The organism is Catellatospora aurea (assembly GCF_042663325.1).
In the GTDB taxonomy this organism is placed as follows: domain Bacteria; phylum Actinomycetota; class Actinomycetes; order Mycobacteriales; family Micromonosporaceae; genus Catellatospora; species Catellatospora aurea.
The window spans coordinates 19,180-36,764 of record NZ_JBHTAC010000067.1; the positions used below are offsets into that span (position 1 = coordinate 19,180).

At 72.2% G+C, this 17,585-nt stretch carries 14 protein-coding genes; 7 read left to right on the forward strand and 7 right to left on the reverse strand.

The genetic code is table 11. The features are described from left to right. Positions 1-33: 33 nt before the first annotated feature. Together ACFQO7_RS35850 and ACFQO7_RS35855 are read left to right on the forward strand one after the other, a co-directional pair. The gene (locus ACFQO7_RS35850) at positions 34-1,341 is read left to right on the forward strand and encodes a DNA polymerase IV (protein WP_376810560.1); all 1,308 of its coding nucleotides are present in this window, start codon (positions 34-36) and stop codon (positions 1,339-1,341) included. A gap of 126 nt (positions 1,342-1,467) precedes the next feature. Continuing rightward, positions 1,468-1,866 carry a DUF3040 domain-containing protein gene (locus ACFQO7_RS35855; RefSeq protein ID WP_361045661.1) on the forward strand — a complete coding sequence of 133 codons (399 nt, stop codon included), beginning with the start codon at positions 1,468-1,470 and terminating at the stop codon, positions 1,864-1,866. 183 nt (positions 1,867-2,049) lie between these two features. Here the strand turns inward: ACFQO7_RS35855 and ACFQO7_RS35860 are convergent, their stop codons facing one another. The 3 genes from ACFQO7_RS35860 to ACFQO7_RS35870 are packed head-to-tail and all read right to left on the reverse strand — an operon-like array spanning position 2,050 to position 6,821. Next, positions 2,050-4,509: a transglutaminase TgpA family protein gene (locus tag ACFQO7_RS35860; protein ID WP_376810561.1), complete on the reverse strand. Its 2,460-nt coding sequence runs from the start codon at positions 4,507-4,509 to the stop codon at positions 2,050-2,052. Continuing rightward, the gene (locus ACFQO7_RS35865; protein WP_376810562.1) at positions 4,506-5,807 is read right to left on the reverse strand and encodes a DUF58 domain-containing protein; all 1,302 of its coding nucleotides are present in this window, start codon (positions 5,805-5,807) and stop codon (positions 4,506-4,508) included. Before ACFQO7_RS35865 ends, ACFQO7_RS35860 begins: the two co-directional genes overlap by 4 nt. A 3-nt stretch (positions 5,808-5,810) precedes the next feature. Then, positions 5,811-6,821 (reverse strand): AAA family ATPase, encoded by a 1,011-nt coding sequence (locus tag ACFQO7_RS35870; RefSeq protein WP_376810571.1) that lies wholly within the window; start codon positions 6,819-6,821, stop codon positions 5,811-5,813. Positions 6,822-7,383: 562 nt separating this feature from the next. On the opposite strand from ACFQO7_RS35870, the gene leuS reads away from it, so the two are divergent. After that, entirely contained in the window at positions 7,384-10,197 is a 2,814-nt protein-coding gene (gene leuS / locus ACFQO7_RS35875; RefSeq protein WP_376810563.1) for a leucine--tRNA ligase, read from the forward strand. 314 nt (positions 10,198-10,511) lie between these two features. Here leuS and ACFQO7_RS35880 read toward each other — a convergent pair whose 3' ends face one another. From ACFQO7_RS35880 to ACFQO7_RS35895, 4 genes are all read right to left on the reverse strand, one after another. Further along, positions 10,512-11,432, reverse strand: coding sequence for a DUF559 domain-containing protein (locus ACFQO7_RS35880; protein WP_376810572.1), 921 nt, complete (start codon positions 11,430-11,432; stop codon positions 10,512-10,514). A 145-nt stretch (positions 11,433-11,577) separates the two neighbouring features. Continuing rightward, on the reverse strand, positions 11,578-12,315 hold the full coding sequence (locus tag ACFQO7_RS35885; RefSeq protein WP_376810564.1) for a TVP38/TMEM64 family protein: 738 nt from the start codon (positions 12,313-12,315) through the stop codon (positions 11,578-11,580). Next, positions 12,312-13,019, reverse strand: a complete 708-nt coding sequence (locus ACFQO7_RS35890) for a type 1 glutamine amidotransferase (protein ID WP_376810565.1) — start codon at positions 13,017-13,019, stop codon at positions 12,312-12,314. Before ACFQO7_RS35890 ends, ACFQO7_RS35885 begins: the two co-directional genes overlap by 4 nt. Further along, positions 13,012-14,256: a Mur ligase family protein gene (locus ACFQO7_RS35895; protein ID WP_376810573.1), complete on the reverse strand. Its 1,245-nt coding sequence runs from the start codon at positions 14,254-14,256 to the stop codon at positions 13,012-13,014. Before ACFQO7_RS35895 ends, ACFQO7_RS35890 begins: the two co-directional genes overlap by 8 nt. Before the next feature lie 208 nt (positions 14,257-14,464). On the opposite strand from ACFQO7_RS35895, the gene ACFQO7_RS35900 reads away from it, so the two are divergent. The 4 genes from ACFQO7_RS35900 to ftsL all read left to right on the forward strand — a co-directional run bounded on the left by ACFQO7_RS35900 (position 14,465) and on the right by ftsL (position 17,512). Beyond that, a complete protein-coding gene (locus ACFQO7_RS35900) occupies positions 14,465-14,743 on the forward strand; it encodes a hypothetical protein (protein WP_376810566.1) in 279 nt (92 codons plus the stop codon). Between the two features lie 518 nt (positions 14,744-15,261). Further along, the gene (mraZ, locus tag ACFQO7_RS35905; protein WP_203687972.1) at positions 15,262-15,693 is read left to right on the forward strand and encodes a division/cell wall cluster transcriptional repressor MraZ; all 432 of its coding nucleotides are present in this window, start codon (positions 15,262-15,264) and stop codon (positions 15,691-15,693) included. A 199-nt stretch (positions 15,694-15,892) separates the two neighbouring features. Next, positions 15,893-16,924, forward strand: coding sequence for a 16S rRNA (cytosine(1402)-N(4))-methyltransferase RsmH (gene rsmH, locus ACFQO7_RS35910; RefSeq protein WP_376810567.1), 1,032 nt, complete (start codon positions 15,893-15,895; stop codon positions 16,922-16,924). 171 nt (positions 16,925-17,095) lie between these two features. After that, positions 17,096-17,512: a cell division protein FtsL gene (gene ftsL, locus ACFQO7_RS35915; protein ID WP_376810568.1), complete on the forward strand. Its 417-nt coding sequence runs from the start codon at positions 17,096-17,098 to the stop codon at positions 17,510-17,512. Positions 17,513-17,585 lie beyond the last annotated feature (73 nt).

The window sequence follows — 17,585 nt, forward strand, 5'->3', positions numbered from 1 at the left end:
AGGTGTCTTACCCGGGCGGTAGCGTGACGGGTTGTGGGACGTGCTTCCGGGGGTGGGGCGCCGAAGGGGTTCGGGCCTGACGGCGACGATTCGGGCTGCCCGTTTCTGCACATCGACATGGACGCCTTCTTCGCGGCCGTCGAGGTGCGCCGCCGTCCCGAGCTGCGCGGGCTGCCGGTGGTGGTCGGCGGCACCGGCGGGCGCGGGGTGGTCTCCTCGGCCAGCTACGAGGCCCGGGCTTATGGCGTACGCAGCGCGATGCCCACCGCGATGGCCCGCAGCCGCTGCCCGCAGGCGATCTTCATCCCGCCCGACATGACCGCCTACGCCGAGGCCTCGCGGGCGGTGATGGCGCTGTTCCGCGACATCACGCCGCTGGTCGAGCAGCTGTCGGTGGACGAGGCGTTCCTCGACGTGTCCGGCAGCCGCCGCCTGTTCGGCCCGCCCGCCGAGATCGCCCGGCTGATCCGCCGCCGGGTGGCCGAGGAACAGCAGCTCACCTGCTCGATCGGGGTCGCCCCGAACAAGTTCCTGGCCAAGCTCGGCTCCACCCGCGCCAAGCCGGACGGGATGCTCGTCATCCCCGCCGACAAGACGCTGAAGTTCCTGCGCCCGCTGCCGGTGTCGGTGCTGTGGGGCGTCGGTGAGCGCACCGAGGAGGCGCTGCACCGGCTCGGCCTGCGCACCGTCGCCGACGTCGCCGACGCCACGCCGAGCCTGCTGCGGGCCGCGGTGGGGCAGTCGCTGGCCGCGCACCTGCACGAGCTGGCCTGGGGCCGGGACCCGCGCCAGGTGAACACCGAGCACCAGGAGAAGTCGATCGGCGCCGAGGTGACCTTCGACACCGACCTGGGCGAGCCGGAGGCGCTGCGCAAGGCGCTGCTGGCGCTGGCGCAGAAGGTGGCCGGGCGGGCCCGTGCCGCCGGGCAGGCCGGGCGCACGGTGTCGATCAAGGTGCGGTTCGCCGACTTCCGGACCATCTCCCGGTCCCGCACGCTGCCCGGCCCGACCGACGTGGCGCACGACATCCTCGCCATCGCCTGGGAGCTGTTCGAGGCGGTTCGCGCCCAGCAGCGCATCCGGCTGGTGGGCGTGCGCCTGGAGGGGCTGCTGGCAGCCGAGGGGGCGGTGCGGCAGCTGGCTCTCGGCGAGGAGGAGGACGGCTGGCGGGAGGCCGAGGTGGCCAGTGATGCCGTCATCGCCCGGTTCGGCCGTGGGGCCGTCCGTCCGGCCAGTCTTCTCGGTACGACCCGGCGTTCTGCGGGTGCGGCGGCCTCGCGGCCGCAAAATCCCGCTCCGGGCATGGTCGTCCCGCTTTCCGACCCGCCACCGCCCTCGTAGACTGACGGGTAGCAGTCGTCCGGCTGCAACACGTATTCACGGTTTGGCGATCTTCATCTGGGGAATCGGCGCTCTGTCGCACCCTGGAGAGGGGAACGCCGACCTGGCGGACCGGGGAGGAGAGCCGTGCCGCTATCCGAGCACGAGCAGAGGCTGTTCGAGCAGATCGAACGGTCGCTGTCCGAAGACCCGAAGTTCGCTTCGGCAGTCCGCCACAGCGACCCCAAGTTCCACGCCCGCCGGCGGATCATCATCTCCGCCGTGCTCATCCTCGCCGGACTGGGCCTGGTGGTCTACGGCGTCGCCGACAGCGAGAAGCTGTGGCTGGGCGTCGTCGGTTTCGTGCTGATGCTCGGCGCGGCGGCGTTCTGGATGCTGGCGCACAAGCGCAGCCAGACCGCTGAGCTGCGCTCCGTCGGTGGCACCGCGACCCGCCGCACCCGTGGCGGCGGCCGGGGCGGCCGCGGCGGCATCATCGACCGCCTGGAGAACCGCTGGCGCGAGCGCGGGGATTTCGACCGCTGACCCCTGCACCGGCGAGGCCGCGCCGGTGCCCATGACTACGACGAGCGCCGCCCCGGGACGGGGGCGGCGCTCGTCACCTCTGTGCGTTCTGACGGCGTGCTGCCGCGGGGGTGATCGCCGTTTCCGGTCAGAAGCTGCGGCCGCACCGCAGATCTTGACCAGAAACGGCGATCATCCCCCGGCTCAGCGCAGCAGCCGCCGGGGCCGCAGTGGCCGCAGCACGCGCATCAGGACCTCGCTCAGCCGTGCCGTCCGCGCCGACAGCGCGGTGAACCCGGTGTAGGTCGCGTTGCGCCAGCGCAGCAGGACCGACGGCGGCATCAGCAGCGCCGTCAGGCGCACACCCCGGTCGGCCTCGCCCGCGATGGCCTGGCGCACCTCGCGGACGGCCGGGGCGAGGCGCTCGGCCGACAGCGGCACCGGCGCGTACCGGGCCCGCTCCTCGGCCAGCCCGAGCAGGCGCGCCTGCTCCACCGCCGGCGATGCGGGCAGCGCGGTGCTGATCAGCCGTTCGACGGTGGCCCGGGGGGTCTCCGCCGGGTCGACCACCAGCCGGTGGTCGATCATCGTGTCGATGAGCTCGTCCCAGGCCGCGTGGGCCTGCCGCCGGGCCACGTCGGTGTCGCCGACCACGGTCATGGTCAGGTCCGCCGGGGAGACGCCGACCGTGGCGAACCCGTCGCCGGTGGCCGTCGCCGCGGCCCGCGCGCTGCGCCGACGCCGCAGCGTCAGCCGCCGCAGTGCCGGGGTGACCAGCAGCACCAGCAGCACGAGGACGCCGCCGCTCGCCACCCACACCCAGGTGGGCAGCTCGGTCTCGAGGTTGATCGGCCCGGCGAACCCGCCGTCGGGGTCGATCGGGTCGCGGGTCGGCCCGCCCGGTCCCGCGGAGCCGTCGGTCGCGCCGGGGCTGAGCGAGGGGCGCGGCTGGCCGGGGGTCTCCTCCGGCGCGTCCACGTCCGGCGCCCACGCGGTGGGAGCCGAGCCGACCACGTACGTCGACGGGGTCGCGTCGAACGGCACCCAGCCGAAGCCGGAGAAGTACACCTCGGTCCATGCGTGCAGGTTGCGGTTGGTGAGCGTACGCACCCCGTTGTCCGCCGAGCCGCCCAGCGTGAAGCCGAACGCCACCCGGGCCGGGATGTCCGCGGTGCGCACCATCCACGCCAGCGCCGCCGCGTACTGCTCGCAGAAGCCGCGCTTGTTGTTCAGGAAGTCGACGATGGCCGCGCCGGAGGTGCCCGCCGGGGCCGCCACGTCGTACTTGAAGTCGTTCTTGGCGGAGAAGTAGTCGTAGAGGGCCCGGACCCGGTCGTAGTTGTTCGCCTTGCCCTCGACCAGCTTGTTCACCAGGGTGCGGACCTCGGGCACCTCGGGCACCCGGCTGTAGTCGCGCTGGTTGGCGTCGGACGCGGCCATCGTCGGGGCGGTGCGCAGCTGGTCGGGGGTGAACTCGGCCCGCACGTAGTCGAACTCGTACGACAGCTCGGCGGAGTTCGACCGCTGCGAGTAGACGATCTGCAGCGACGGGTCGTACGACCAGGCGGCGTCGAGCCCGCGGACCGACGTCGGCGCGGAGTAGACCGGCAGCAGCGGCATGGCGAAGTTCTCGGTGATCTCGACGCGGGCCGTCGCGGCCTGCGTGCGCACCGCGCTGAGGTCGAGTCCGGCCGGGTCGGGCAGGTCGTCGCTGACCGGCTGGCCGGTGGGCTGATGGCTGGCGAAGCCGCCGCCGCTGATCTGGTCGGCGACACCGAAGCGCATGTAGAACGGGTCCGGGTCGTTGGTGGTGACCTTCACCATGTCCTGCACGCCGGCCTGCTTGAGCCGGCCGCTCAGCTCGGCGAACAGGTCCACCCGGCCGCTGCCGCGCGGGCCCTTGCCGGCCTGGCCGAGGCCGTCGCCGCTGCCGAACTCGCCGAGCCAGCCCGCGCTCATCGCGGGCACGGCCAGCGGCAGGGCGACCGCCACCAGCACGCCGACCACGGCCAGCCGCCGCCCGGCCGAGGCCAGCGGCGACGGCTCCCAGACGTCGACGCCGCGCCCCTCGCCGGTGAACCGGCGGCCGAAGCGGCGCACCCGGTCGACGTTGTCGCTGACCAGCAGCCACAGGAAGCCGACCGCGGCGATGACGAACGGGATCGGGTTCACCGAGTCGATGTAGACCGCGACCGGGACCGAGTAGATGGCCAGCATCGGCAGGCCGGCCAGCGCCGGGCGGCGCAGCCCCACCGCGCACAGGTCGACGATGATCGCCACCGCGCCCATGCCGAGCGCGCTGACGAACAGCAGGCCGTCCAGGTCGGGCACCGGCACGTAGCTCTTCTGGACCTCCTCGCCGGCCAGCGCGAACAGCGAGCCGAAGTGCGTGAAGGTGTCGGGCGAGGGGATCAGGCCTCCGATCGCGGTGTCGCCGCCGAACAGCCAGGTCAGGCCGACCAGCAGCGCGGCCAGCATGGCCAGCAGCTGGGCCCAGAGGCGCCCGCGCAGCGAGCGCGCGCCCAGCGCGGCCCCGGTCACCATCGCGACCATGAGCCCGCCCTCGAACAGCCAGCTCCAGCCCGCAAAGATCTGCGAGATCGGGGCCGAGGCGAGGATGGTGGCCCCGCCCGCGACCAGGCCCAGATGACGTCGTGAGTTCATCGGCCGCCTCCCATGGTGACCGTCTCGGCCATCGCCGCGCGCACCGCGAAGCCCTGCTGGCCCCGGGCGGCCTGCGGCCACAGCGTGGGCAGCTGGTCGCCGTGCTTGACCCGGACGACCCGCCAGCCGCTCTGCATCAGCGACAGCGCCGCCGCCGCGTGCTCGTGCTCGGCGGCCTCGCGGGCCTGGACGGGCAGGTTGAGCCAGGTGCTGGCGTCCAGGAAGAACGCCACGCAGGTGGTGCCGCTGCTGCGCAGGGCCGACAGCAGGCGCGCCTCCTCGGCGCTGAGCAGGCCCAGCACCGCGATGATCAGGCCGCCGTCGGCGCGCCGCCGGGTGTGCTCCACCAGGCTGCCGACGTCGCCGCGCGGCGAGGCCTTCACCTCGGCCAGGTGGTCGAGCAGCATGCCGTCGCCGACGCCCTCGGTGGCGTCGATGTCGGCGCCCGTGTCGGTGACCAGGCGCAGCCGGTATCCGGCCTGGCGCAGGTGCACCGCGATGCTGGCCGAGGCCGACACCGCCCACTCGAAGCTGGCCGTGGGGCCCTCGCCCCGGTGCGCGCCCAGCCGCGTGTCGAGCAGGACCGTGGCCCGGCTCTCCCACGGCTGCTCCTCGCGGCGCACCATCAGCTCGCCGACCCGGGCCGTCGAGCGCCAGTGCACCCGGCGCAGGTCGTCGCCGCGGCGGTACTCGCGCGTGGCGGCGTCGTCCTCGCCGTGCACCGCGACCGAGCGGGCCCGGCTGTCGCCGGTGCCGGAGTATTCCCCGGCCAGGCGTACCAGCTGCAGGGCCGCCACGTTCGGGATGACGGTGAGCCGGTCCGCGCTGGGGAACGAGCGGGTCAGCTCGCACAGCCCGAACGGGTCCGTCATGCGCAGCGTCAGCGGGCCGACCTCGTAGCGCCCGCGCAGCTCGGCGCGGACCGTGTACGCCACGGAGCTGGCCTGCTGCGCGCCGAGGCGCTCCAGCACCAGCCGGGGCCGGCTGCCCAGCGCGTAGGGCAGCCGGTCCTCCAGCAGCAGCGTGCCCGTGGGCAGCCGGGACATGTTCTGCAGCCGCAGCAGCACCCGCGCGCTGCCGCCGGCCTGCACCCGGTACGGGTCGAGGCTGCGCGTGCAGGCGAGCTTGTAGCGCGCCCGGCCGACGTACATCGCCGCCATCAGCGGCAGCGCCACGAGCAGCACCGCCACCCGCATCAGGTCCTTCTCGCCGAGGGCGAGCGCGCACAGCAGCGCGGCCGCCCCCGCGGCGAGGAACGAGCGTCCACGGGTGGTGAGCCCGCGCAGCGCCTCACGCATGGGTCAGCCCCGCCGGTCGTAGAAGGAGTTGGGCGGCGTCGCCGGGCGGGTGTCGTAGGGGGAGCGCCCGCGGTCGTGCGGCACCGGCAGGCGGTGCACCAGCTCGGACAGGATCGCGTCGGTGGTGCGCCGGGCCAGCTGGGCGTCGGCGGTGGGGATGACGCGGTGGGCGAGCACCGGCACGGCCAGCGTCTGCAGGTCGTCGGGCACGACGTAGTCGCGGCCGTCCAGCGCCGCGACGGCCTTGGCCGTGCGCAGCAGCTGCAGCGTGGACCGCGGAGACGCGCCCAGGCGCAGCTCGGGGGCCTCACGGGTGGCGGTGACCAGCTCGACGGCGTAGCGCTTGACCGCCTCGGCGACGTGCACGCTGCGCACCGTGGCGATGAGCCGGCGCACGGTGCCGCCGTCGACGACCGCGGTCAGGTCTTCGAGCGGGTCGTGCGAGTGGTAGCCGTCGAGCATGGCGTACTCGGCCGCGGCGTCCGGGTAGCCCATCGCGATGCGGGCGGTGAACCGGTCGCGCTGGGCCTCGGGCAGCGGGTACGTGCCCTCCATCTCGATCGGGTTCTGCGTCGCGACCACCATGAACGGGATCTCCATGGTGTACGTCACGCCGTCCACGGTGACCTGGTGCTCCTCCATGCACTCCAGCAGCGCCGACTGGGTCTTCGGCGAGGCCCGGTTGATCTCGTCGCCGACGACCAGGTTGGCGAAGACCGCGCCCGGCTTGAACTCGAACTCGCGCGTCTCCTGGTTGTAGACGCTGACACCGGTGACGTCGCTGGGCAGCAGGTCGGGGGTGAACTGGATGCGGCGCACCGAGCAGTCGATGGACCGCGCCAGGGCCTTGGCCAGCTTGGTCTTGCCCACGCCGGGGACGTCCTCGATGAGCAGGTGGCCCTCGGCCAGCAGTACGGCCAGGGCCAGCCGCACGGTGGCGGTCTTGCCCTCGATGACCTGCTCGATGTTGGCCACGATGGCGTTGGTCGTGGCGCGGAACTCGTCGACCGTCATGGGGTCGGTGAGTTCGCCCCCACTGCGTTGCGTGGTCACATGTCCTCCTGTAGTTCGCAACTGCGGGGCACGGCCCCCGTGGGACGGGCGCTTCCTGCGCTCACCCCGGCCTCCCACCATTCTGATCACCTGCGCCCCGACAGGACGCCGACCTCCGTCGGGGAGGTTGCTTCCCGGTCAACTACCCGGCTGGACGGCCGGGACGACGCGCCGGGCGGCTCGCACGGGAGTGCGAGCCTTGTCCGCAGTGTTCCGTAGGTGCGGCGCTTGCGGCAATGGCGGGATCTGATCGGTGGGCGACGCGCCGGGATCAGCCGGTGTGCGGGGCATGCGAGATGCAGCGATTACGCGCTCGGGGGTATCATGCGGGCATGGCTTGGGCCCTGGCGCTCCTTAGAGAGCCGTGCTGACGCGACAGAGCGCGCGTGAGCACGGCGACCCCTCCTGCGTGAGGGGCTTTTTTATGCCCGCTCGCGGGCAGGAGCCGCACTCCGCGACGCGCTGACGCGTACGCGTACCGCCCGATGACTTTGATCTTGATCTGACTCGTGAGGACCTGGACATGAGCGAGCACGCCGAGACCCCGGCCGACATCCCCCCGTACCGCTACACCGCCGCGTCCGCCAACGCCATCGAGGCGCACTGGCAGGACTACTGGCAGGAGCACGGCACCTTCCACGCGCCCAACCCGGCCGGCCCGCTGGCCGACCCGTCGCACCCGCGCTCGGGCGCGCCCAAGCAGTTCGTGCTGGACATGTTCCCGTACCCGTCCGGCGCGGGCCTGCACGTGGGCCACCCGCTGGGCTTCATCGGCACCGACGTGTTCGCCCGCTTCCAGCGCATGGCGGGCTTCAACGTGCTGCACACGATGGGCTTCGACTCGTTCGGCCTGCCCGCCGAGCAGTACGCGGTGCAGACCGGCACCCACCCGCGCATCACCACCGAGCGCAACGTCGAGCGCTACCGCGCACAGCTGCGCATGCTGGGCCTGGGCCACGACGACCGGCGCTCGGTGGCCACCACCGACGTCGAGTTCTACCGCTGGACCCAGTGGATCTTCCTGCAGGTGTTCAACTCCTGGTACGACGCCGAGCGGGGCGTCGCCCGGCCGATCGGCGAGCTGATCGAGAAGTTCGCCGCCGAGGACCCGACCTGGGCGTCGAAGTCCGCCACCGAGCAGCGCGCGATCATCAACGAGCACCGCCTGGCCTACGTCTCCGAGGCCCCGGTGAACTGGTGCCCCGGCCTGGGCACCGTGCTGGCCAACGAGGAGGTCACCTCCGACGGGCGCAGCGAGCGCGGCAACTTCCCGGTCTTCAAGCGCAACCTGAAGCAGTGGATGATGCGCATCACCGCGTACGGCGACCGCCTGATCGACGACCTGGACACCCTGGACTGGCCCGAGCCGATCAAGGCGATGCAGCGGAACTGGATTGGCCGCTCCACCGGCGCGCACATCGCGTTCGCCGTCGAGGGCAGCGCCGAGGTCGTCCGCGTCTTCACCACCCGCCCGGACACCGTCTACGGCGCGACCTACATGGTCGTCGCGCCCGAGCACGAGCTGGTCGACGGCATCGTGCCCGCGGCCTGGCCCGAGGGCACCCACGAGGTCTGGACCGGCGGGCACGACACCCCGGCCGCGGCGGTCGCCGCCTACCGCGCCCAGGCCGCGGCTAAGACCGACGTCGAGCGCCAGGCCGACGCCAAGGTCAAGACCGGCGTCTTCACCGGGGCGTACGCGATCAACCCCGTCAACGGCGCGCGTGTGCCGGTGTTCATCGCCGACTACGTGCTGGCCGGCTACGGCACCGGCGCGATCATGGCGGTGCCCGGCCAGGACGAGCGCGACTGGGAGTTCGCCGAGGTCTTCGAGCTGCCCATCATCCGCACCGTGCAGCCGACCGAGGGCTTCGACGGCAAGGCGTTCACCGGCGAGGGCCCGGCGATCAACTCCGGCATGCTGGACGGCCTGGGCATCGCCGAGGCCAAAGAGAAGATCATCGCCTGGCTGGAGGCCGAGGGCCACGGCCAGGGCGCGACCACCTACCGGCTGCGCGACTGGCTGTTCAGCCGCCAGCGCTACTGGGGCGAGCCGTTCCCGATCGTGTACGGCACCGACGGCCAGGCCATCGCACTGCCCGAGTCGATGCTGCCGCTGGAGCTGCCCGAGGTCGCCGACTTCTCGCCGAAGACCTTCGAGCCCGACGACGCGACCTCCTCGCCGGAGACCCCGCTGTCGCGCAACAAGGAGTGGGTCGAGGTCGAGCTGGACCTGGGCGACGGCCCGAAGACCTACATCCGCGAGACCAACACCATGCCCCAGTGGGCCGGCTCCTGCTGGTACCAGCTGCGCTACCTGGACCCGACCAACGCCTCGGCCTTCGTCGACCCGGCCAACGAGGCCTACTGGGTCGGCCCGCAGGCGGCCGGCGACTCCGGCGGCGTCGACCTGTACGTCGGCGGCGTCGAGCACGCCGTGCTGCACCTGCTGTACGCCCGGTTCTGGCACAAGGTGCTGTTCGACCTGGGCCACGTGTCCAGCTTCGAGCCGTACCACCGCCTGTTCAACCAGGGCTACATCCAGGCGTACGCGTACACCGACGAGCGGGGCGCGTACGTCCCGGCGGAGGAGGTCGCCGAGGAGCAGCCGACCGTCTACACCTGGAACGGCGAGAAGGTCAACCGCGAGTACGGCAAGATGGGCAAGTCGCTGAAGAACGTCGTCACGCCCGACGAGATGGTCGAGCGGTACGGCGCGGACACCTTCCGGGTGTACGAGATGTCCATGGGTCCGCTGGAGGTGTCCCGCCCCTGGGACACCCGCGCGGTCGTCGGGTCGTACCGCTTCCTGCAGCGGGTCTGGCGCACGGTGATCGACGAGGCGACCGGCGCGGTGACCGTCGTCGACACTCCGGCCACCGACGACCTGCGCCGGCTGCTGCACCGCACCATCGCCGGGGTCCGCGAGGACATGGCCGCGCTGCGCTTCAACACCGCGATCGCGAAGCTGATCGAGCTGACGAACGCGGTGACCAAGGCCGGCGCGACGCCGCGCGAGATCGCCGAGCCGCTGGTGCTGATGCTGGCCCCGGTCGCCCCGCACATCGCCGAGGAGCTGTGGTCCAAGCTGGGGCACGACGGTTCGCTGACGTTCGCCGACTTCCCGGTCGCCGACCCGGCGCTGCTGACCGCCGACCTGGTCACGTACCCGGTCCAGGTCAACGGGAAGGTGCGCGGGCGGGTCGAGGTGGCCGCGGACGCGGCCGAGGACGAGGTCCGCGCCGCCGCGCTGGCCGCGGTCACCGACTCGCTGGCCGGCAAGGACCCGAAGAAGGTCATCGTCATCCCCGGCCGCCTGGTCAGCATCGTCGCCTAGTACGAAGGAAGGGCACCTTCTTAACGCTCCGCGTTATAGAAGGTGCCCTTCTTAACGCGCTAGCGCGGCTGACCTGCGGCTGCGGTTCTCTTCTGCGCCAGTCGCGCCACCAGCCGTCGGGCACCGGCCGTCGGGCACCGAGCCGACGGCGGCCGTTGCCGCAGGCCCTTGCTCCGCGTCGCCGGTGGCGCGACCACCTGCCGTCAGTTATGCCCGACTTGTTCGGTAGGCCCCCGGCGGGCGAGGTGCATGATCCGTTTTTGTGGACGCTGGGTGCCCCTCCAGGGGCCGTCAGCGTCCACAAAAACGGATCATCAGCCGGGCCAGCCGGCAGCGCGTAGGGCGGCGCGCACCGTTTCGAGGACTTCGTCCGGCTGGTTGCGAACCGCCCAGGCGGGGAAGCGCAGCACGCGCTCGCCCCGTATCCAAACCGCGTTCTGCCGCCGCATGTCCGCCCAGTAGGCCCGCACGTCGAGATGCTGCGCGCCGTCGATCTCGGCATGGACGCCGTATTGCTCGAACAGCGCGTCCAGGTAGCGCTGCCTGCCGTCACCGTCGCGGCGGCTCACCTGCAGTCGCGGCCGGGGCAGTCCGCCACGCCGGCATAGGGCCACGAACTGGGCCTCCGGCAGCGAGCCGGCTCCGCCCGCCGCGTCATTCACGGCAAGCATGATCACAGGCCGACGTCGCACCGAACTCAGCCTCGCGAGCACGGCACGCAGGTCGGCGGCGTCGACCAGTCGCTGCTGCACCGCGGCCGCGACGATCGCGCGTGCCTCGTCGTCGGAGCGAGCCCACTGTGCCGCGTCCACCACGGAGCGCGCGGGCATCGTGCACGGCGGGCTGCCGAGATCGTGCACCTCGGAGGCATCCAGCCGGCGCGTGCGGTGGATGATGACGTCGTGCGGCGTGTCCCGGTCACGGGTGGCGGACGGCATGAGCAAGTGGATCGCGTGGACGTGAAAGCCGCGTAGGCCGAGCTGGGCGAGCGCGGTGCGGCCCGCGGTGACCGTGCCCGCCGGACCGGCCAGGACGGCGATCCAGCGTCGCTGGTCATCGTCGCCGGGCGTCTCGCGCAGCACGAGCACGCCACGCCGTGGGCGCTGCCATCGGCCGGTGGCCAGACGATGACGGATCGCCTTCTCGCTGAAGTAGGCCAGCGCCTGCGCCCGACTGAGCACGTCGTGCTGCCGAAAGAGCAGGAAGTCGAGATCGGAAGAGTCGTCCCTTGGCATCGCACGCACGCCCGCAGAGCCTAAGCCCATCGAGCAAGATCTGTTTTTGTGGACGCTGCCGGCCCCTGTAGGGGCACCCAGCGTCCACAAAAACAGATCTTCACGCTTCTGCAGACCTGAATCGTGGCTTTTGGTGGGAATGCGATCAGGCGGTGGCGGGGCGGGGCGTCGAGCGGGACTGGTGGCGCCAGTGCAGGGCGGCGGCGGCGCTGATCAGGATGCCGGTCGCGGCCGGGATGAAGGTCAGCCAGCTCAGCGAGTGCGGCGCGATCGCGGCCGCGCCGATGGTGGCGTAACTGAACGACGACGGCAGGCCGCCGAGCGCGGTGCCGAGCAGGTAGTGCCGGAAGCGCACCGAACTGGTCCCGTACGCGTACCCGACCAGGCCGAACGGGGCGATCGGCTGCAGCCGCACCACGATCACCGCGAGCAGGCCGCGCCGGGCCAGCCAGCGGTCGAGCCGGGCCAGCCGGTCACCGGCGTGCGCGGCGACGAAGTCGCGCCCGGCCCAGCGCCCGGCAGCGTAGGTGGCGGTCGCGGCCAGCAGCGCCGCCGTCAGCGACCAGGCGGCCCCGCCGACCGCGCCGAACAGCGCGCCACAACCCAACGAGATGGCGGTACGCGGCACCAGCGCGCACAGCAGCACCGCGCAGACCAGCACCGCGACCGCAGGTGCGGCCGGACCCAGCTGGTCGACCCAGGTCGGCAGCTGCTCCAGCGGCAGCTTCCACGCGGCGAAGCCCGCGCCCGCGACGAGCACGCCCAGAGCCACCAGACGCGGCCAGTGCGTCGCCGCCCCGACCGGGGCGGGCAGTGCGGCATCTGCGTCGACCTGGCCAGGTTGTGCGGAGGTCGTGGAGGTGACCTCGGGCGAGGCCGTCACGCGAGTCCCACGGCGCCGAGGCGCTCGCTGCGCAGACGGGTGTGCCAGGTGTCGTCGGCCGCGCCGAGGTTCTCCTCGCCGGTGGCCCAGCGCAGCAGCAGGTCGGCCAGGGCCGGGTTGCGCGACAGGGCGGGGCCGTGCGAGTACGTGCCGATGACGGTGCCGGACCACGCGCCCTCGGTCGCACCGTCGTTGCCGATGCCGGCGCGGACCCTGGCCAGCGGCTTGACGCCAGAGCCCAGGTGGGTGCGGCCACCGTGGTTCTCGAAGCCGGTGAGCATGGGCAGGCCCAGCGCCGGGTCGATGTCGCCGGCCAGCTCGCCGACGGCGCGGGTGGGGCCGCGGTCGGAGTGCAGGTCGAGCAGGCCGAGGCCGTCGCACTTGGCGCCCTTGGCGAAGAAGCTGTGGCCGAGGAGCTGGTATCCGGCGCACACGGCGAAGACCACCGCGCGGCGGTCGACGGCGCGGTGCAGGCCGCGGTCGGCGGCCAGGCGCTGGGCGGCCAGCGCCTGCGGACCGTCCTCGCCGCCGCCGATGAGGTAGATGTCGCCGTAGGGCAGCGCCTGGTCGGAGCGCACCTCGAGAGTGTCGACGGGGATGCCGCGCAGCTTGGCGCGGTGCGCCAGGATCAGCATGTTGCCGCGGTCGCCGTACGTGGACAGCAGGTCGGGGTAGACCCAGACGATCTGGAGTGCGCTAGACAACTCGATCCAACTCCGCTCGGATGTCCTGGAACGCGGTGTAGTTCGCGATCACTTCGAGGCGGCCGGGCGGCACCGCCGCGACAGCCTCGTCGAATGTCTTCACGTGGGTGAAGGTGACGTCGTTGACCTGCAGCCGGACCGCGAGGTCGTACGCCCGGTCGCCGGTGATGAGGACCTGGCGGCCGCGCAGCGGGGCGAAGTCGACGTCGAACAGCCAGCTCGTGTCGAAGCCGTCGGGGTCCCGCGCGTTGATCGACAGCAGGGTGGGCTGCTGCTCGGCCATGTCGAAGGCCTCCAGCCAGCTGGCCGGGTTCTTCGCCAGGAGCAGGCGGATGTTGCGCCCATCGCGGTCGACCTGGGCGTAGCGGCCGGCCACGCTGGCGACCTCGCCGAGCTTGGGAGCGGCGTCGGCGGGGGAGACCCCGAACCGGTGCGCCACGGCCAGCGCGGTGGCCGCGTTGCCGACGTTGACCTTGCCGGGGAGCTGCAGCTTGACCTCGTGGCGTACGCCGTCGGGGTCGATCACGCCGGAGTCGTCGACGGTCCACTGCGGGGTGGGGCGGGCCAGGTCGCCGTTGGCGCAGCGCCAGGCGTCGGAGTCGGCCTCGTCGCGCTCGATGTGCGCGCCGCAGGCCGGGCAGACGTGGGCGTCCTCGCGCCAGCGCTGGCCGGCGGAGAACCAGGTGACCCGGCCCTCGCCCGCGGCGGCGTGCGCGGCGGCGGCGTACACGACCATGGGGTCGTCGGCGTTGGCGACGACGTGCACGTCGGGGTGGTCGGTGAGGGCGTCGCGCCACAGCTGCGCCATCATCGCCACCTCCTTGGCCCGGTCGAGCTGGTCGCGGGACAGGTTCAGCAGCGCCACGACCAGCGGCGTGGTGGCCCGCAGCACCTGCGCGAGGTAGTGCTCGTCGACCTCCAGCACGGCGTACGGCGTGGCCCCGGCGCGGGCCAGAGCCGAGGTGTGGCCGGTGGGCATGTTCGCGCCGAACGAGTTCGTGGCGACCTCGCCCAGCACGCCGACCGCCGCCGCGGTGAACCGCGTGGTGGTGGTCTTGCCGTTGGTGCCGGAGACCAGGGCTATCCGCCGCCCGGCCGCCAGGTGGGCGAGCAGGTCGGGGTCGATCATCATGCCTAGTCGTCCGCCGATGACCGACCCGTCGCCCCGGCCGGTGGCGCGCGACAGCGCCGCGGCGGTGCGCGAGACCGATGCCGCGAGCGAGGCCCGCAGCGGCAGCTTGTTCTCCGTCACGCCGGAGAGGCTACCTGACTCCGTGACGGCGTCAGGCCTGTGGCGTGAACCACTGCCCCGCTTCCCGTTTTCCCTGCGTATTGCGCGAATCGGGTCTGAAAGGGTAAAACGATACAGCGGCCGTGCGCGAATGCGCACCACGGTGGCGAGCACTTGGCACAGTGGTGGGCCGCACCCCTGGAAGGACATCGCTGTGCTCGAACTCCCCGAGCGGCGCCCGGCCCGTCTGCTGCTGGGCCTGGGTGCCGGTATAGCCGCGGTCAGCCTGCTCGGCGCTCCCGCCGCCAAACCCGCCCCGACCACCGCCAAGACCTCCGCCAGCGCGTCGGCCCAGCCCGACGGGCAGACCCGGCGCGACCAGCGCCGCAGCTCCGGGCAGGACGCCGCCGTCGGCGACGACGTCGCGGACGCCCGCACCGAGCGCACCGACGACGAAGCCAGCGACCAGGACGACACGACCGGCGAGGTTTGATCGCCGATCGTCCGGGCATGATCATGGCCTGGGCCTGACGCCGGCCGCGGTCCACGGCTGTGGTTCGACCACACGCCGTGGCCGCGAACGGCGATCTCGCGGGCAAAACGGGCGGCGGTCGGCGGCGGGAATCGTCGCCCGCCCTCCACCGATCGACGCTCATATAACTGAGTAGTACCAAGAGAGAGCTGTCAAGCACCCTCTGTCACCGCGTTACCACCTCCGGGTGACTGCGCGGAGACGGAGGGTGCATTTTTCTGCGCCGACTCCGGGTGTCAAAAAGATGACCTTGGTAACGCGGCGCGCCGCCCTCCACCGCTCGTTTACGGCCATGAGCTGCGCCTATGTGGAGCGAATCGGCACCCGGAAGGCTGAATCCGCATTGACCGTGGAGGGAAGTGGAGTAAAGTGGGGCGCAATGGCGGGCCGGATGGTCCGCCGGCCCCGGGGGCAACGCACGCCGACTCGTCCGCGAAACGAGACGGCGTCGGTGTCGGTGCTGGAGGGGGTGGGGGCCGATGTTCCTGGGCACCCATACTCCCCGGCTCGACGACAAGGGCCGGCTGATCCTGCCCGCTCGGTTCCGTGACGAGCTGGCAGGAGGTGTCGTGATCACCAAAGGGCAGGAACGCTGTCTCTACGTCTTTCCGACGCCGGAGTTCCAGCGCATCGCGGGCCAGTTGGCCGAGGCTCCGATGACGCACAAGGCGGCCCGCGCCTACAGCCGGGTCTTCTTCGCCAGCGCGCACGACGAGATCCCCGACAAGCAGGGCCGGGTCACCATCCCGGGCCACCTGCGGGAGTACGCGGGACTGGACCGTGACCTCGTGGTCATCGGCGCCAGCACCCGGGTCGAGGTCTGGGACAGGCTGGCGTGGGACGCCTACCTCGAGGCGAACGAAGACGAGTTCGCCGACATCGAGGAGGGGGTGCTGCCCGGCGGTCTGTGAGGACGGGGGTCCGGCACGCGTTCATGGCAGGCCGGGCTCGGCAGTCGTACCGCGAGATCTCCACCCGCTCCGGCACCTGGCGTCACTTCCCCGACGCCAGGCGCATCGCTCTCACCGTCGGCCGCGACGAGGGTGGGAACGGGGAAGCGGTTGGGGATCTGGCGGTACGACGAGGCACAGCGAAAACAGGGGGGTCGAGATGGTGGAGCCACGTGGCGTACACGTGCCGGTTCTGCTTGATCGATGCCTGGAGTTGCTGGCCCCCGCCCTGGACCGGCCCGGACGCGCACCCGGCGGCCGCACGGTCTACGTCGACGGCACCACCGGGCTCGGCGGTCACGCCGAAGCCGTGCTGCTGGCGCACCCGGAGACCATCCTCGTCGGGCTCGACCGCGACACCGAGGCGCTGGCGCACACGGCGCGCCGGCTGGAGCGGTTCGGCGACCGGGTGCACCTGGTGCACGCGGTCTACGACGAGCTGCCGCAGGTGCTGCCGAAGCTCGGCCTGGAGCAGGTCGACGGGATCCTGTTCGACCTCGGCGTGTCGTCGCTGCAGCTGGACGAGGCCGATCGCGGCTTCGCGTACGCGCAGGACGCGCCGCTCGACATGCGCATGGACCAGACCACGGGCATCACCGCCCAGGAGATCGTCAACAGCTACTCCCACCCGGACCTGACCCGGATCCTGCGGGTCTACGGGGAGGAGAAGTTCGCGTCCCGGATCGCGGCGGCGATCCTGCGCGAGCGTGCCAAGGCGCCGATCACGTCATCGGCCCTGCTGGCCGAGCTGGTGCGGGACTCGATCCCGGCACCGGCCCGGCGTACCGGGGGACATCCGGCCAAGCGGACGTTCCAAGCGCTGCGCATCGAGGTCAACGGCGAGCTGTCCACGTGGGAGCGTGCGCTGCCCGCCGCGATCGACGTGCTGGCGCCCGGCGGACGGGTGGTGGTGCTGTCGTACCACTCCCTCGAGGACCGGATCACCAAGCAGGCCTTCGCGGCCCGCGCCCGCAGCACCGGACCGGTGGACCTGCCGGTCGAGCTGCCGGGCACCGGGCCGACGCTGCGCCTGCTGACCAGGGGCGGGGCCGAGATGGCGTCGGAGGCCGAGGTGGCCCGCAACCCGCGGGCGGCGTCGGTGCGCCTGCGGGCCGCGCAACTGATCGAACAGGAACCAGGAGCCCGACCTGGCAAGACCGGGCAGCGGGCTCCGCATGACAGTGGTCCCTGACCGGGGGCCGACAGGCTGCGAGCAAAGGGGGTAGGGATGAACGTGACACCGCTGCGGGCATCGCGCCGCAGCACAACGCCAGCGCAGGAGGCGTCGCGACCGGGGGGTCGGGCCGCGAACCTGAATGCGAAGGCGAGTGAGGAAGGCCGTTCCGGGGACCGTTACCGGACGGTGGGCAGTGCCGCGCTGGCGGTGCAGCCGGAGGTCGCGACGTCGCCGGAGGCACGGCGACCGCGGCTGCGGCTGGCTCCGCCGGTGCCGGTGGCGGCGCCGCGAACGCCGTTCGTACTGCTCATCGTGCTGGTCGTGGTCGCCGGGGTGCTCGGCATCCTGGTGCTCAACACCAAGATCGCCGAGAGCGGCATCCAGCTGACCGATCTGAAGCGGCAGCAGGCGCAACTCGACCTGCGCGAGCAGCAGATCACCCAGGAGATCACGGAGGCGGAGTCGCCGGGTCGCCTGGAGGCGGCGGCCAAGCGGCTGGGCCTGGTGCCGGCGGGCTCGCCCGCCTTCATCCGGCTCCCCGACGGCAAGATCATCGGAGTGCCGCAGCCGGCCACCGGCAAGCCGAGCATCACCAGCCAGTGAACGTCAGGAAGCCGGTGAACGGTTTCCGGTGGCCCGCCGTCCGGGCGGGGCACCGGAACAGGCCGCCGGCGCA